Origin of the sequence: Nocardia puris, from assembly GCF_003315035.1 — a bacterium.
Classification (GTDB): domain Bacteria; phylum Actinomycetota; class Actinomycetes; order Mycobacteriales; family Mycobacteriaceae; genus Nocardia; species Nocardia puris.
Genome location: NZ_QNRE01000001.1, coordinates 688711 through 701602, shown reverse-complemented (window position 1 = coordinate 701602; position 12892 = coordinate 688711). Strand labels below are relative to the sequence as shown.

At 71.1% G+C, this 12892-nt stretch carries 11 protein-coding genes and 1 pseudogene; 6 read left to right on the top strand and 6 right to left on the bottom strand.

What is annotated here, in order from left to right; translation table 11 throughout:
• Positions 1 to 64 precede the first annotated feature (64 nt).
• Both cobA and DFR74_RS03245 read left to right on the top strand, forming a co-directional pair.
• Complete coding sequence (gene cobA / locus DFR74_RS03250; protein ID WP_067512707.1) at positions 65 to 1306, top strand: uroporphyrinogen-III C-methyltransferase; 1242 nt, start codon at positions 65 to 67, stop codon at positions 1304 to 1306.
• A 115-nt stretch (positions 1307 to 1421) separates the two neighbouring features.
• Positions 1422 to 2882 (top strand): MFS transporter, encoded by a 1461-nt coding sequence (locus tag DFR74_RS03245; protein WP_067512762.1) that lies wholly within the window; start codon positions 1422 to 1424, stop codon positions 2880 to 2882.
• Positions 2883 to 2889: 7 nt separating this feature from the next.
• On the opposite strand, the gene DFR74_RS03240 is transcribed toward DFR74_RS03245, so the two are convergent.
• A complete protein-coding gene (locus DFR74_RS03240; protein ID WP_067512705.1) occupies positions 2890 to 3294 on the bottom strand; it encodes a PPOX class F420-dependent oxidoreductase in 405 nt (134 codons plus the stop codon).
• Positions 3295 to 3472: 178 nt separating this feature from the next.
• Here DFR74_RS03240 and DFR74_RS03235 point away from each other — a divergent pair, with 178 nt between their 5' ends.
• A complete protein-coding gene (locus tag DFR74_RS03235; RefSeq protein WP_067512703.1) occupies positions 3473 to 4102 on the top strand; it encodes an HD domain-containing protein in 630 nt (209 codons plus the stop codon).
• A gap of 108 nt (positions 4103 to 4210) precedes the next feature.
• Here the strand turns inward: DFR74_RS03235 and DFR74_RS03230 are convergent.
• Together DFR74_RS03230 and yaaA are read right to left on the bottom strand one after the other, a co-directional pair.
• Positions 4211 to 4444, bottom strand: a pseudogene (locus DFR74_RS03230) (SDR family NAD(P)-dependent oxidoreductase); the annotation flags it as partial.
• Between the two features lie 191 nt (positions 4445 to 4635).
• Positions 4636 to 5379: a peroxide stress protein YaaA gene (yaaA, locus tag DFR74_RS03225; RefSeq protein ID WP_067512701.1), complete on the bottom strand. Its 744-nt coding sequence runs from the start codon at positions 5377 to 5379 to the stop codon at positions 4636 to 4638.
• A gap of 91 nt (positions 5380 to 5470) precedes the next feature.
• On the opposite strand from yaaA, the gene DFR74_RS03220 reads away from it, so the two are divergent.
• A complete protein-coding gene (locus DFR74_RS03220) occupies positions 5471 to 7219 on the top strand; it encodes a proline--tRNA ligase (RefSeq protein WP_067512699.1) in 1749 nt (582 codons plus the stop codon).
• A 50-nt stretch (positions 7220 to 7269) separates the two neighbouring features.
• Here DFR74_RS03220 and DFR74_RS03215 read toward each other — a convergent pair whose 3' ends face one another.
• Complete coding sequence (locus DFR74_RS03215; protein WP_067512697.1) at positions 7270 to 8319, bottom strand: NADP-dependent oxidoreductase; 1050 nt, start codon at positions 8317 to 8319, stop codon at positions 7270 to 7272.
• A gap of 286 nt (positions 8320 to 8605) precedes the next feature.
• On the opposite strand from DFR74_RS03215, the gene DFR74_RS03210 reads away from it, so the two are divergent.
• Both DFR74_RS03210 and DFR74_RS03205 read left to right on the top strand, forming a co-directional pair.
• Positions 8606 to 10351: an acyl-CoA dehydrogenase family protein gene (locus DFR74_RS03210; protein WP_067512695.1), complete on the top strand. Its 1746-nt coding sequence runs from the start codon at positions 8606 to 8608 to the stop codon at positions 10349 to 10351.
• 480 nt (positions 10352 to 10831) lie between these two features.
• Entirely contained in the window at positions 10832 to 11257 is a 426-nt protein-coding gene (locus tag DFR74_RS03205) for a YbaN family protein (RefSeq protein ID WP_067512694.1), read from the top strand.
• A 447-nt stretch (positions 11258 to 11704) separates the two neighbouring features.
• On the opposite strand, the gene DFR74_RS03200 is transcribed toward DFR74_RS03205, so the two are convergent.
• Both DFR74_RS03200 and DFR74_RS03195 read right to left on the bottom strand, forming a co-directional pair.
• Positions 11705 to 12133 carry a ferritin-like domain-containing protein gene (locus tag DFR74_RS03200; RefSeq protein ID WP_067512693.1) on the bottom strand — a complete coding sequence of 143 codons (429 nt, stop codon included), beginning with the start codon at positions 12131 to 12133 and terminating at the stop codon, positions 11705 to 11707.
• On the bottom strand, positions 12130 to 12642 hold the full coding sequence (locus DFR74_RS03195) for a hypothetical protein (protein WP_067512691.1): 513 nt from the start codon (positions 12640 to 12642) through the stop codon (positions 12130 to 12132). Before DFR74_RS03195 ends, DFR74_RS03200 begins: the two co-directional genes overlap by 4 nt.
• Positions 12643 to 12892: the final 250 nt, after the last annotated feature.

The window sequence follows — 12892 nt, the reverse complement described above, 5'->3', positions numbered from 1 at the left end:
GCACGGCGCGTCGGCCGGGCGCTGATTGCTCGTTCCGGCCGGTCACGCCGTAGGCTCGAAGATTGTGCCGAACACGTCAGACACCCCCGAGCAGCAGCCGACCGGCGACCCGAACTACCTGGTCGGGCTGGACCTGAACGGTCGCCGCGTCGTCGTGATCGGCGGTGGCACCGTCGCCCAGCGCAGGCTCGGCCTGCTCATCGCCTCCGGCGCCGACGTGCACGTCATCAGCCGCGAGGTGACCCCCGCCGTCGAGGGGATGGCGACCTCCGGTCAGCTCACCCTCACCCTGCGCGCCTATGTCGACGGCGACCTGGCCGACGCCTGGTACGCCATCGCGTGCACCGATGAACCCGAGACCAACGCCGCCGTCGTCGCCGAGGCCGACCGGCGGCGGGTGTTCTGCGTCCGCGCCGACGTCGCCCGCCTCGGCAGCGCCGTCACCCCCGCCACCGCCCGCTACGACGGGCTCACCCTCGGCGTGCTCGCCAGCGGGCAGCACCGGCGTTCCGCGGCCGTGCGCAACGCGCTGCTCGAGGCGCTGCAATCGGGTGTGGTGACCGATGATTCGATCCCCGTGACGCCCGGCGTCGCGCTGGTGGGCGGCGGCCCCGGCGATCCCGACCTGATCACCGTGCGCGGCCGCAGGTTGCTGGCGCGCGCCGACCTCGTGGTCGCCGACCGGCTCGCCCCGCCGGAACTGCTGGCCGAACTCGGGCCCGACGTCGAGGTGATCGACGCCGCGAAGATCCCTTACGGCCGCGCGATGGCGCAGGAGGCGATCAACACCGCGCTCGTGGACGGCGCGAAGGCGGGCAAGTTCGTGGTGCGGCTCAAGGGCGGCGACCCGTATGTGTTCGGCCGCGGGTACGAGGAACTCGAGGCGTGCGTCGAGGCGGGCGTGCCCGTGACGGTGGTGCCGGGCGTCACCAGTCCCATCTCGGTGCCCGCCGCCGCGGGCATCCCGGTGACCCACCGCGGTGTGACGCACGAGTTCGTGGTGGTGAGCGGGCACGTCGCGCCGGATCATCCGGACTCGCTGGTCGACTGGCCCGCGCTGGCGCGGCTGCGCGGCACGCTGGTGCTGATGATGGCAGTGGAGCGGACCGAGCAGTTCGCCACCGCGCTGCTCGACGGCGGCAGGCCCGCCGACACCCCGGCTACCGTGATCCAGGAGGGAACGCTGCGCACCCAGCGCGTGCTGCGCGCGGATCTCGGCACCGTCGCCGCGCGGGTCCGCGACGAGGGCATCCGTCCGCCCGCGATCATCGTCATCGGGCCGACGGCGGGATTCTCGGCCGAGTAGCGGGATCTCGGCCGTGCCCCGGCGGACCGCCCTCGCCTCCCGCTCGCCCGTGGGATCGGGTAACCAGCACCGTGGTTTACAGTGACTCACTGTGCTCGAGAAACCCGCGGCGACGATGCAGTATCCGGTGACGCAGCGGGCCTTCGGGCTCGCGATATTGGTCCTGAGCGGGCTGCAGCTCATGGTGGTGCTCGACGGCACGGTCGTGATCTTCGCGCTGCCGCGCCTGCAGGACCAGATGGGACTGTCCAGCGCGGGTAGCGCGTGGACCGTCACCTCCTACGGTCTCACCTTCGCCGGCCTCATGCTGCTCGGCGGCCGCCTCGGTGACGCGTTCGGGCGCAAACGCATGCTCATCGTCGGCGTCGGCGTATTCACGCTGGCCTCGCTGGTCTGCGGCCTCGCCCAAGGGGCGGGCATGCTCATCGGGGCCCGCGCGGTGCAGGGTGCGGGCGCGGCGATCGCGGCCCCCGCCGCGCTGGCTCTGGTGGCCACCACCTTCGCCCCCGGACCGGCCCGCAACCAGGCGATCGCCATCGTCGGTTCCATGGTCGGCATCGGCTCGGTGGGCGGTCTCGTCGTGGGCGGCGCGCTCACCGAGGTGTCGTGGCGGTGGATCTTCCTCATCAACGTCCCCATCGGCGCGCTCATCGTGCTCGGCGCGGTGTACTGCCTGGCCGACACCGGCCACCACCGCGTCACCTTGGACATCCGGGGCGCTGTGCTCGGCACGCTGGCGTGCGCGGCGATCGTCTTCGGCGCGACCGAAGGCCCGCAGTTCGGCTGGACCAGTCCGGTGATCATCGGGTCGATCGCGGGCGGTCTCATCCTGCTGGTGATCTTCGTGCTCGCGGAGCGCAACGTGAACGACCCGCTGCTGCCGTGGTCGCTGTTCGACAGTCGCGACCGCGTCACCACCTTCCTACTCATCCTGCTGGCCGGCGGCGTGCTCGGCGCGATGACGTACTTCGTCGCCCAGTTCATGCAGAACGTCATCGGCTACAGCCCGCTGCAAGCCGGCCTGGCCTCGATCCCGTTCACCATCGGCATCGGCGTCGGCGGCGCGCTGGCCTCCAAACTCGCCATGCTCGTCGCGCCGCGCTGGCTGCTGACCGGCGCGGCGACGGTGCTCGCCATCGGCCTGCTGTTCGGCTCCACCCTCGACGGCGACGTGAGCTATCTGCCGACGCTGCTGATCCTCTTGCTCGTCATCGGGTTCGGTGTCGGCATCGCGATGGTGGTCGCGCCGCTGTGCGTGCTGGTGAACGTGCCGCCGTCCGATATCGGCCCGCTCGCCGCCGTCGGGCAGATGTTCATGAACCTGGGCACCCCGATGGCGATCGGTGTGCTCACCCCGATCGCGGTGTCGCGCACGCTGTCGCTCGGCGGCACCACCGGCAAGGCCTCGGAGATGAACCCGGCCGAGATCGCGGCGCTCGGCAGCGGCTACACGTTCGTCCTCGCGGTGTGCGCGGGCATCGCGGTGCTGATCGGCCTGATCGCGCTCACGTTGCGCTTCACGCCGCAGCAGGTCGCCCAAGCCCACCACGCGCAGGAAGAGGCGCAGCGGGCCTGAGCGGCCGTCAGAACTGGCCGACGACCTTGCGCGGGGTGAGCCGCACGATCACCCGCTCGTCCTGCGCGGCGTCCGGGTTGATCTTGTCGAAGGTCTGACCGGTGTACTTCAGGGCGAGCTCGTCGGGGAGCTGCTTGTCCGGGTCGGGGGTCACGGTGGCCGTGCCGCGGATCTCGGCGTAGATCTGCGGCTGATCGGGCGGGCTGATCAAGATGGTGATCCGCGGGTCTTTGGCCAGGTTCTTGGCCTGCTGGCGGGTGGCGGTGGTGGAATACAGCAGGTCGTCGCCCTCGCGCTTGAGCCAGATCACCTTCAGCTGCGGGTGACCGTCGGGGCCGAGGGTGGCGACGGTCGCGTAGACCTTCTCATCGTCGATGTACTTCTTGAGTGCGTCGGAGAGTGTCGATGTCACGCTTGGTGGAAACAACGTGGCGCACGGGCGGATTCCGTATCGCGCACGATGATTCGAAAGGGATCCGGCGGGCCCGTGCCGTGCCTGTGCCGGGCGGCTCGAAACCGCCGGTCGACGGTGGGAAATCGCACACTCCCGCGGCGTTGTCGGGGCCGGGATCGCCGGGGACACTGGGCCGATGGGGATCGAGGAGGATCTGCTCGCCCGATGGGCGGCGCTGGCCAGGCCCGGCACCGAGCACGTGGGCGAGGACCTGGTGCGCCGCTATCGGGAACCGCACCGGCACTATCACACGGTCGAGCACCTGGCGGCCATGCTGCGCGTGATCGACGAGCTCGCGGCCGGCGCCGACGACCCGGACGCCGTGCGCTACGCCGCGTTCTTCCACGACGCGATCTACGCGGTGGACCGCGACGACAACGAGGCGCGCAGCGCCGAACTCGCGGAGACCACCTTGCGCGAACTCGGGCTCCCCGAGGACTTGGTCCGCGAGGTGGTCCGGTTGGTGCTCGTCACCGCGGCCCACGCCCCCGAGGCCGGTGATCGCAACGGCGGCGTCCTCTGCGACGCCGACCTGGCGATCCTCGCGGCGGGCGAATCCGCTTACGCCGCATACGCTTCGGCGGTGCGGGCGGAGTACGCGCACGTCCCGGACGATCTGTACCGCAAGGGGCGGTCGGCGGTGCTGGCGAACCTCGCCGCGCTGCCGCAGCTGTTTCACACGGACACCGGGCGGGAACGGTATGAGTCGGTGGCGCGCGCCAATCTCGCGGCGGAATTGGCGCGGCTCTCGGGGCGCGCCGGCTGATACCGGACTCGATTCCCGCGGGCGACGCGGGGCCGATCGCACAGGGCCGCCCTCCGGCGGACGCTGTCGATCCACGCCGTGTTCTTCGATGCTGCCGACGGTGTCGATCCGGCCGAATCGAGACAGCGCCGTGTCCACCGCGAGCCGGTTGACCGCCTCGCCGGAGACGTCCCCGGCGACCGTGACGACATCGCCGCCAAACGTGGCGAGCCCCGCCTCGGAAACGTCCACCGCCACCACCCGATACCCGCGCTCGGCGAACAGCTCGGCGGTCGCGCGCCCGATGCCCGACGCGGCACCGGTTATCAGGGCGACAGGTGCGCCGTCGGGAGACAGTGTCATGGAACAGCTTTCGCGTGGGGCACCCGGTCCAGCGTTCCCGTCACACCCTCGCGACGCACGCGTTCGGATCGCCGCGATCGAATCGCAACGGGGTGCCGCGCGATGGACCCACGTACGCGAACGACAAACGGCACCGCGGTGGTGGACCTGCCCGGGGAAGTTCCCGTGGCTGTGCGCGCCGCGACCAACCCTCAGGTGATGATGAGAAGTTCCGTAGGCGAAGCGATTTCGGCACGCAGCCCGGCCTTGCCCGCCACCCGGGCGACGGCGCGGATATCGCCCGGCTCGGCGCGGGTGAGCACCAGGGCGCGGGCGAGCAACCCCTTGTGGTGCTTGTTGAAGTGGCTCACCACGGTGCGGGAACCGTCGGGGTGCTCGGTGAGGACGTTCGCGGTGATCGCGCCCGGCACCCGCCCGAGCTGCTGATAGACGCCCGAACGCAGGTCGATCACCAGATCGTCGGCGGCTTCGGCGCGCAGCGCGGCGGGCAGGTCGTCGCGCCACACGGCCGAGAGCGTGGGCAGGCCGGGCAGTTTGGACCCGCCGGAGAGGCGGTAGGCCGGGATGGGATCGGTCGCGCGCACCGCGCCGAACAGCGCCGAGCCGATTGCCAGCCGCGCGTCGGCCTTGGCGCGCTGCGCCTTGGTGAACGACTTCGCGTCCAGCGCGTCGTACAGCACGCCGGTGTAGCGCTCCAGCGCCGGACGGGTCGGCGAGATGCGCAGCGCCGCGTTGCGCGCGAGCTCCGCGTCAGCCCCCTTGCCGAGCCCCAGCGCGGAGCGGGCCGCGTCGGGGTCGGCCGACAGCGCGATCACCTCGGTGACCAGTTTGTCGCGCACCGCCGTGAGCTGCGGCATCGCGAGCGCGTCCAGGTCCAGGGGCGCGCCCGTGCCGCCGTCGGACTTGGTTTCGGAGGGAGGAAGCAGCACCAGCACGAGCCGTTACGGTACCGGCCGCCCGCCGCCGGGCCGCGAAAGGGATAATGCCTTGCAGACGCCGCGCGGCCAGGGACTACGCTTCAGAGCCGTGATCACCCGCCTCTCGCACCTTTTCCTGCGTACTCTGCGCGACGATCCCGCCGACGCCGAGGTACCCAGTCACAAGCTTCTCGTCCGCGCCGGATACGTGCGCCGGGTCGCCCCGGGCGTGTACTCGTGGCTGCCGCTCGGCCTGCGCGTGCTGCGCAAGGTCGAGAACGTGGTGCGCGAGGAGATGAACGCCATCGGCGCGCAGGAGATCTCGCTGCCCGCGCTGCTGCCGCGCGAACCGTACGAGACCACCAACCGGTGGACCGAATACGGCGACGCCCTGTTCCGCCTCCAGGACCGCAAGGGCGCCGACTACCTGCTCGGCCCCACCCACGAGGAGCTGTTCGCGCTCACCGTGAAGAGCGAGTACAACTCCTATAAGGATCTGCCGGTCACGCTCTACCAGATCCAGACCAAGTACCGCGACGAGGAACGCCCGCGCGCGGGCATCCTGCGCGGGCGCGAGTTCGTGATGAAGGACTCCTACTCCTTCGACCTCGACGAAGACGGCCTGAAGGCCAGCTACAACGCCCACCGCGACGCCTACAAGCGCATCTTCGACCGCCTCGACGTGCGGTACGTGATCGTGGCCGCCACCTCGGGCGCGATGGGCGGCAGCGCGTCGGAGGAGTTCCTGGCCGACAGCCCCGTCGGCGAGGACACCTACGTGCTGTGCCGTGAGTCCGGCTACGCGGCCAATGTGGAGGCGGTGGTCACGCCCGCTCCCGAACCGCAGCCGGTCGAGGGCAAGCCCGAGGCCGTCGTCCACGACACCCCCGACACCCCGACCATCGCGACGCTGGTCGAGTGGGCGAATCGGGCGGGCGTCCTCGGCCGCGAGGCCACCGCCGCCGACACGCTCAAGAACGTGATGGTGAAGCTGCGCCACCCCGACGGCAAGACCGAGATCGTCGGCATCGGCGTGCCCGGTGACCGCGAGGTGGACGACAAGCGCCTGTCCGCGTCGGTCGAGCCCGCCGAGGTCGAACTGCTCGACGAGGCCGACTTCGCCGCCAACCCGTTCCTGGTGAAGGGCTACATCGGCCCGAAGGCGTTGCAGGAGAACGGTATCCGCTACCTGGTCGACCCGCGCGTGGTGACCGGCACGGCGTGGATCACCGGCGCCGACAGCCCCGGCAAGCACGTGGTGGGCCTGGTCGCGGGCCGCGACTTCACCCCCGACGGCACCATCGAGGCCGCCGAGGTCCGCGACGGCGATCCCTCGCCCGATGGGCGCGGCACCCTGGTGTCGGCGCGCGGCATCGAGATCGGCCACATCTTCCAGCTCGGCTACAAGTACACCGACGCGTTCGAGGTGGACGTGCTCGGCGAGAACGGCAAGCCGGTGCGGCTCATCATGGGCTCCTACGGTGTCGGCGTCTCCCGCATGGTCGCGGTGGTGGCCGAGCAGCAGCACGACGAGAAGGGCCTGCGCTGGCCCGCCGCGATCGCGCCCTTCGATGTGCACGTCGTCATCGCGAACAAGGACGACGCCGCCCGCGCGGGCGCCGAGGAGGTCGTGGCCGGACTCGACGCCCACGGTCTGGACGTGCTGTTCGACGACCGCACCGCCTCGCCCGGCGTGAAGTTCAAGGACGCCGAACTGCTCGGCATGCCGTGGGTGCTGGTCATCGGCCGCGGCTGGGCCGAGGGCAAGGTGGAACTGCGCAACCGTTTCACCGGCGAGGCCGAGGACGTGCCCGCCGCCGACGCGGTCGCCACCGTGGTCGCGCGGATTCGCGGCTGATATCGCGCGTTGCGCCCCGGCCCGTTCGACGGGCCGGGGCGCTGTGCGTTTCAGGGTCGGTTGTCACGTACTCCCGCGGGTTCCGCGCCCACCCGCACCAGCAGTTTGCCCACGTTGCGCCCGGTGAGCAGCCCGCGGAACGCCTCGGGCGCCCGGTCCAGCCCGTCGACGATGTCCTCGCGGTAGCGCACCTTCCCGTCGCGCAGCCAGCCGCTCATGTCGCGGACGAAGGCGTCGTGGTGGGTCGGGACGAACTCGGACTGGAGGAAACCCCGCACGGTCAGGCTGAGGGTCAGCACGCGCCGCAGGAAGCCGGGCAGCCGGTCGACGCCGACGGGCGCCTCGGTGGCGTTGTAGCCGGAGACCAAGCCGCACACCGGAATCCGGGCGAAGATGTTCAGCCGCTCGAGCACCGTCTCGGTGACGGCGCCGCCGACGTTCTCGAAGTACACGTCCACCCCGTCGGGTGTGGCCGCGGCCAGGTCCTCGGTGAAGGTGGGAGAGCGGTGATCGATCGCGGCGTCGAAGCCGAACTCCTCGATGAGCAGGCGGCACTTCTCCGGACCTCCGGCGATGCCGACCGCCCGCGCGCCGTGGATCCGCGCGATCTGGCCCACCGCGGAGCCGACCGGTCCGGCCGCCGCGGCGACCACCACGGTCTCGCCGGGGCGCGGCTTGCCGATCTCCAGCAGACCGGCGTAGGCGGTGAACCCCGGCATGCCCAGGACGCCGAGCGCGGTGGAGATCGGCGCGGATGCGTCGATGCGGGAGACCGTCGCGGCGTCGACCACCGCGTGCGTCTGCCACCCGGGGTAGCCCAGCACCACGTCGCCTGCCGCGTAGTCGGGCGACTCCGAGCGCACGACCTCGCTGACGGTGCCGCCGACGATCACATCCCCCAATTCCAGTGGTGCGGCATAGGATTTCGCCGTGCTCATCCGCCCGCGCATGTACGGGTCGAGCGAGAGATAGACGGTGCGCACCAGCAGTTGGCCCGGCCCCGGCTCGGGTAATTCGACGGTGACGAACTCGAAGTCGCTGTCGCTCGGTTCGCCGATGGGGCGGTTGGCGAGTCGGACCTGGGTGCTCTTCGTGCTCATATGTCGTCTCCCTGGAGGGTCGCTGATCGGGGGCCGCGACGGGTCCGGTTCGGAGTCGCACGCACCCGGACGCGCGGCGTCGCCCGGCCGGCTCGCGACTGCCGTCCAGCTTCGACAAATCCCGGCGGCGCGAAATTCCCGCACCGCGAGGCCCGGAGTGCGCGGGGCGTTTCCTGCGCCGATGTCGGAAAGTGGCTGTCAACCTACGCTCGCGTAGGTGAAAGTGCTGGTCAGCGTCCCGGGAAGGGCGCGCGCGGGGCTGTTACCCACTGGTAAGTTGACCGGCATGACCGATGCGTTGTTGTTCAACCCCGCCACCTACGACCCGCAGCAGTTCGACGCCGAGACGCGACGACTGCTGAAGGCCACCATCGAGTGGTTCGAGAGCCGGGGCAAGCGGCAGCTGCTCGACGACGACCACAACGCGGTGTGGACCGCGGACTTCCTCGACTTCGTCGCGAAGGAGAAGTTGTTCGCGACCTTCCTCACCCCGGCGGCCTACGCCGACGGCGACGAGAACCGCCGCTGGGACGCCGCCCGCAACGCGGCCCTGTCGGAGATCTTCGGCTTCTACGGCCTGGCCTACTGGTACGCCGAACAGGTCACCATCCTCGGCCTCGGCCCGATCTGGCAGAGCGACAACGAGGCCGCCAAGCGGCGCGCCGCCGCCGACCTCGCCGACGGTCAGGTCATGGCGTTCGGGCTCTCGGAGCAGAAGCGCGGCGCCGACATCTACAACACCGATATGGTGCTCACCCCCACCGAGCCGGGCAGCGCCGATCACGAGGCCGGAATCCTGTTCCGCGCCAACGGGTCCAAGTACTACATCGGCAATGGCAACGTGGCGAGCATGGTGTCGGTGTTCTCCCGCCGCTCCGACGTGGAGGGCGCCGAGGGGTACGTGTGGTTCGCGGCCGACAGCCGGCACGAGAACTACCACCTCATCGATAACGTTGTGCGCCAGCAGATGTACGTGAGCACGTTCCGGCTGGAGGACTACCCGGTGCGCGCCGAGGACATCCTGCACACCGGCCCGGAAGCGTTCTCGGCCGCGCTGAACACGGTGAACGTCGGCAAGTTCAACCTGTGCCACGGCGGTATCGGCATGGTGGAGCACTCTTTCTACGAGGCCATCACCCACGCCAACAACCGCATCCTCTACGGCAAGCGCGTCACCGACTTCCCGCACGTGCGCAGCAATTTCGTCGACGCCTACACGCGCATCGTGGCCATGAAGCTGTTCAGCGACCGCGCCGTCGACTACTTCCGGACCGCGAGCCTCGACGACCGGCGCTACCTGCTGTTCAACCCGATGACCAAGTCCAAGGTCACCTCCGAGGGCGAAGTGGTGATCACGCTGCTGCTGGATGTGCTGGCGGCCAAGGGATTCGAGAAGAACACCTACTTCAACGAGGTGCAGCGGCTCATCAACACGCTGCCCCGGCTCGAGGGCACCGTGCACGTGAACGTCGGGCAGATCCTGAAGTTCATGCCCAACTACCTGTTCAACCCCAAGGAGTACCCGGAGGTCGGCACCCGCCAGGACGCGGCCGACGACGAGTTCTTCTGGCGGCAGGGTCCGGCGCGCGGCGCGGGCAAGGTGCAGTTCGCCGACTGGAGCCCGGTGTACGAGAAGCACTCCGACGTGCCGAACGTGGCGCGCTTCTACGAGCAGGCCCAGGCCCTGCGCACCCTGCTGGCCACCGCCGCGCCCGACGCCGACCAGCAGCAGGACCTCGACTTCATGCTCACCATCGGCCACCTGTTCTCCCTGGTGGTCTACGGCCAGCTGATCCTGGAGCAGGCCGCCCTTACCGGCCTCGACGTCGACGTGCTGGACCGCATCTTCGACTTCCAGGTACGCGACTTCAACGGCTACGCCACGACCCTCTACGGCAAGCCCTCCGCCACCCCGGCGCAGCAGGAGTGGGCGCTGTCGGCCCTGCGCACCCCGGTCGCGGATCGGGAGCGTTTCGACCGCGTGTGGGCGCAGGTCGCGTCGTATGACGGCGCGTATGAGATGCGGCCCTGAGCAAGGAGATTCGCGCACTCCGGGGGTGAGCCCGGTGGGCGTGACGGCCCGGCGCGCGTGTCAGCTTGGTGGTGCGTCGGGCAGGAGCCGTGTGGCATGCCGACTGCGCGAGTAGACCGCCCCGGCGACGGTGCGCCGCTGCCGCCCATGTCCGGTGCGCGGCGGTGGGTGCTGAGCGCATCACCTCGCGCGGTCCGGTGACGCTCGATTCTGCGCGCGTGGTGGCGCGGTGCGGTCGCAGCGTGGCGTTGTCGCCGTGGGCGAATCCGGGGCGGCGCGGTCCGGCCGTCGTTCGGGGCCGTTCGGGTGGCGGCGCCCGTGGCGGCTGGTGGCGAGAGTTCGTGTCATCGACCAGCTGGGTGAACGCGTGCTCGTGGTGCCGAGGCCGAGCGGGCTGGTCTGGTGGCGCGCGGGTGGATCGGGTGTGAGGCCGGTCGCTCGTGGGCGGCCGAATCGGGCGGCCGCGCCTAGAATTCGGGCATGTCCGAGCGACGGCGATTCCGGTGGGCCTGGTGGTTACTGGCCTATGCCGCGTTCGGGCTCGGTGTGCTCGGGGTGGTGCTGCCCGGGCTGCCGACCGTGCCGTTCATCCTGCTGTCGGCCTATGCCGCCGCGCGCGGTTCGGAGCGCCTGCACCACCGGCTGCTCACCGATCGCCGGTTCGGCCCGATGATCCGTGACTGGCAGGAGCACGGTGCCGTCAGCCGCCGCGCCAAGTGGCTGGCGGTGACCACCATGACCGTGTGCGCGGTGATCCTGTTCCTCGTCTCGCCGATGTGGTGGGTCGCCGCGTTCGGCACCTCGATCATGGTGATCGTCGGCACCTGGCTCTGCTTCCGGCCGGAGCCGCCGGCCCCCGAGGACGCGCGGCTCGCGGACCGAGTGGAATCGCCGGACCGGGCCTAGCTTCCGCGTCCGAACGATCTTGTCTGCCCGACCGCTCGGCTTCGACCGGATGACCCGGTGCCGCTGCTGACATCGGGAGACTCCGCTGTCGCCTGTGTTGGACACGTTCCGGCGCGGGCATGTGATGTCGGCGACCGGCAGCAGCGCTTGGGCGGGAACCACCCGTACGCGTGCTGGGCGCCGCGGTGCTGGGCGATGAACCGGCCCTCGATGGTGCCTACGGCCCGGGTAGTCGAGCACGGCGGTGTGATGGTCTGGGGTCGGCTGCGGCGGTGCGATGTTCACCCCCGTCCCGCGGTTTACCCCCGTCCCGCGCGAGAGCTCCGCAGCCACGCCCGGGGGAGTGGCTGGTTCGGTGGTCGAGCCCGGGGGTGTGGCTGGTTCCGTGGTGGCGCCCGGTGGGTGCGATGGCTCCGCAGTAGCCCGAGACGGCTCCGGGGTGCGTTCTCAGGGCTTCCCGGGGAACGCCGCCGTCGGCTCGCCGAGGATCACGCGCCAGCGGGCGAGGCGGAGCGCGGATTCGGTGAGCGCCTCGACGGCGGTGCGGCGGGTCTGCTCGGTGCCGCCCTGCTCGGCGACGGCGCGCCAGGCGATGGCCGTGTCGTTCTCGACGGTGGCGGCGAGGCGGGCGGCGTCGATGGACCCTTCGATCGGGAAGGGCATCGTGTAGGCGGGGTCGGGCGGGGGAGCGGTGACCCCGGCGGCCTCGAGGGCGTCGACGGTGGCGTCGCGGCGGGCACGGTGCGCGGCGGTGCTCTCGGACACCAGGCGGGTGCGTTCGGGCGAGGCCCAGGCCGCGATCACACCGTAGGCGTAGACGGCGGCGTGTTCGGCGGCCAGGGCGTCCAGCAGGGCGCGGTTCTCGGCGTCGGTCATGCGAGCAGCACCTCCGCGTGGGCCGCGCAGGCCGCGCTGATCGACGCGAGCAGGCCCGAACGGTAACCGGACAGGGTGGCGGCCAGTTGCGCGGCCGAATCCCGCGAACTCGTCAGCCGCGCGCGCAACTCGTCCACGCCGGCCGGTGCGACCGGGGCGCCGGTGGCCCCCGGGCTCGCGGCGGCCGAGACGGGCGTGAGTTCGCGGGTGCGGTGCACCGGCGTGGTGCCGTCGCCGTAGACGCCGATCACTCGCGCCACCTCGTCGCGCAGCGCGTCGGCGTGCGCCGTGCGTTCGGCCGCGATCGCGGTGAGCGCGGCGTGCCGCTCCGGGGCCAGCGCGATCGCCGCCGTGGCGGCCGCGGCGTCGGCCCGGGCCGTGATCTCTTGCGCGGCAAGGGGATCGGGATCGTGAATCGTGTCGTCGGTACACCCGGCGACCGCTCCCACGGCCAGCGCGCCCACGGCGCCGGCCCCCGCGACCCGGAACGCGGTCCGACGATCGAACACGCTGTGGCGCGTGGGTTCGGCTGCCGCACAGGCGAACTCGTCACGGACGATAACGACGCGGCCCCCGGAGGTGTGCCGGTCGGCGCGACTGCCGGAGCGAAACCCCGCGCGCGGCGGGTGGGGTAGACGGATGGGCACCGCACTATCGTGCCAGACCGCCCCGACGCCCCCGACCACCCCGCCCCGGCCGTACACGGCGGAAGTGGCACCGCGACACCCGCGCGCGACCCGCCGTGTCCGGCGCGATGAC

Excerpts from the sequence above, each read along its gene's own strand:
- DFR74_RS03215 (WP_067512697.1), bottom strand. The coding sequence starts at position 8,319 with ATGAGCACGAAGAGCACCCAGGTCCGACTCGCCAACCGCCCCATCGGC.
- DFR74_RS03210 (WP_067512695.1), top strand. The coding sequence starts at position 8,606 with ATGACCGATGCGTTGTTGTTCAACCCCGCCACCTACGACCCGCAGCAG.
- DFR74_RS03245 (WP_067512762.1), top strand. The coding sequence starts at position 1,422 with ATGCAGTATCCGGTGACGCAGCGGGCCTTCGGGCTCGCGATATTGGTC.
- DFR74_RS03235 (WP_067512703.1), top strand. The coding sequence starts at position 3,473 with ATGGGGATCGAGGAGGATCTGCTCGCCCGATGGGCGGCGCTGGCCAGG.
- DFR74_RS03200 (WP_067512693.1), bottom strand. The coding sequence starts at position 12,133 with ATGACCGACGCCGAGAACCGCGCCCTGCTGGACGCCCTGGCCGCCGAA.
- DFR74_RS03205 (WP_067512694.1), top strand. The coding sequence starts at position 10,832 with ATGTCCGAGCGACGGCGATTCCGGTGGGCCTGGTGGTTACTGGCCTAT.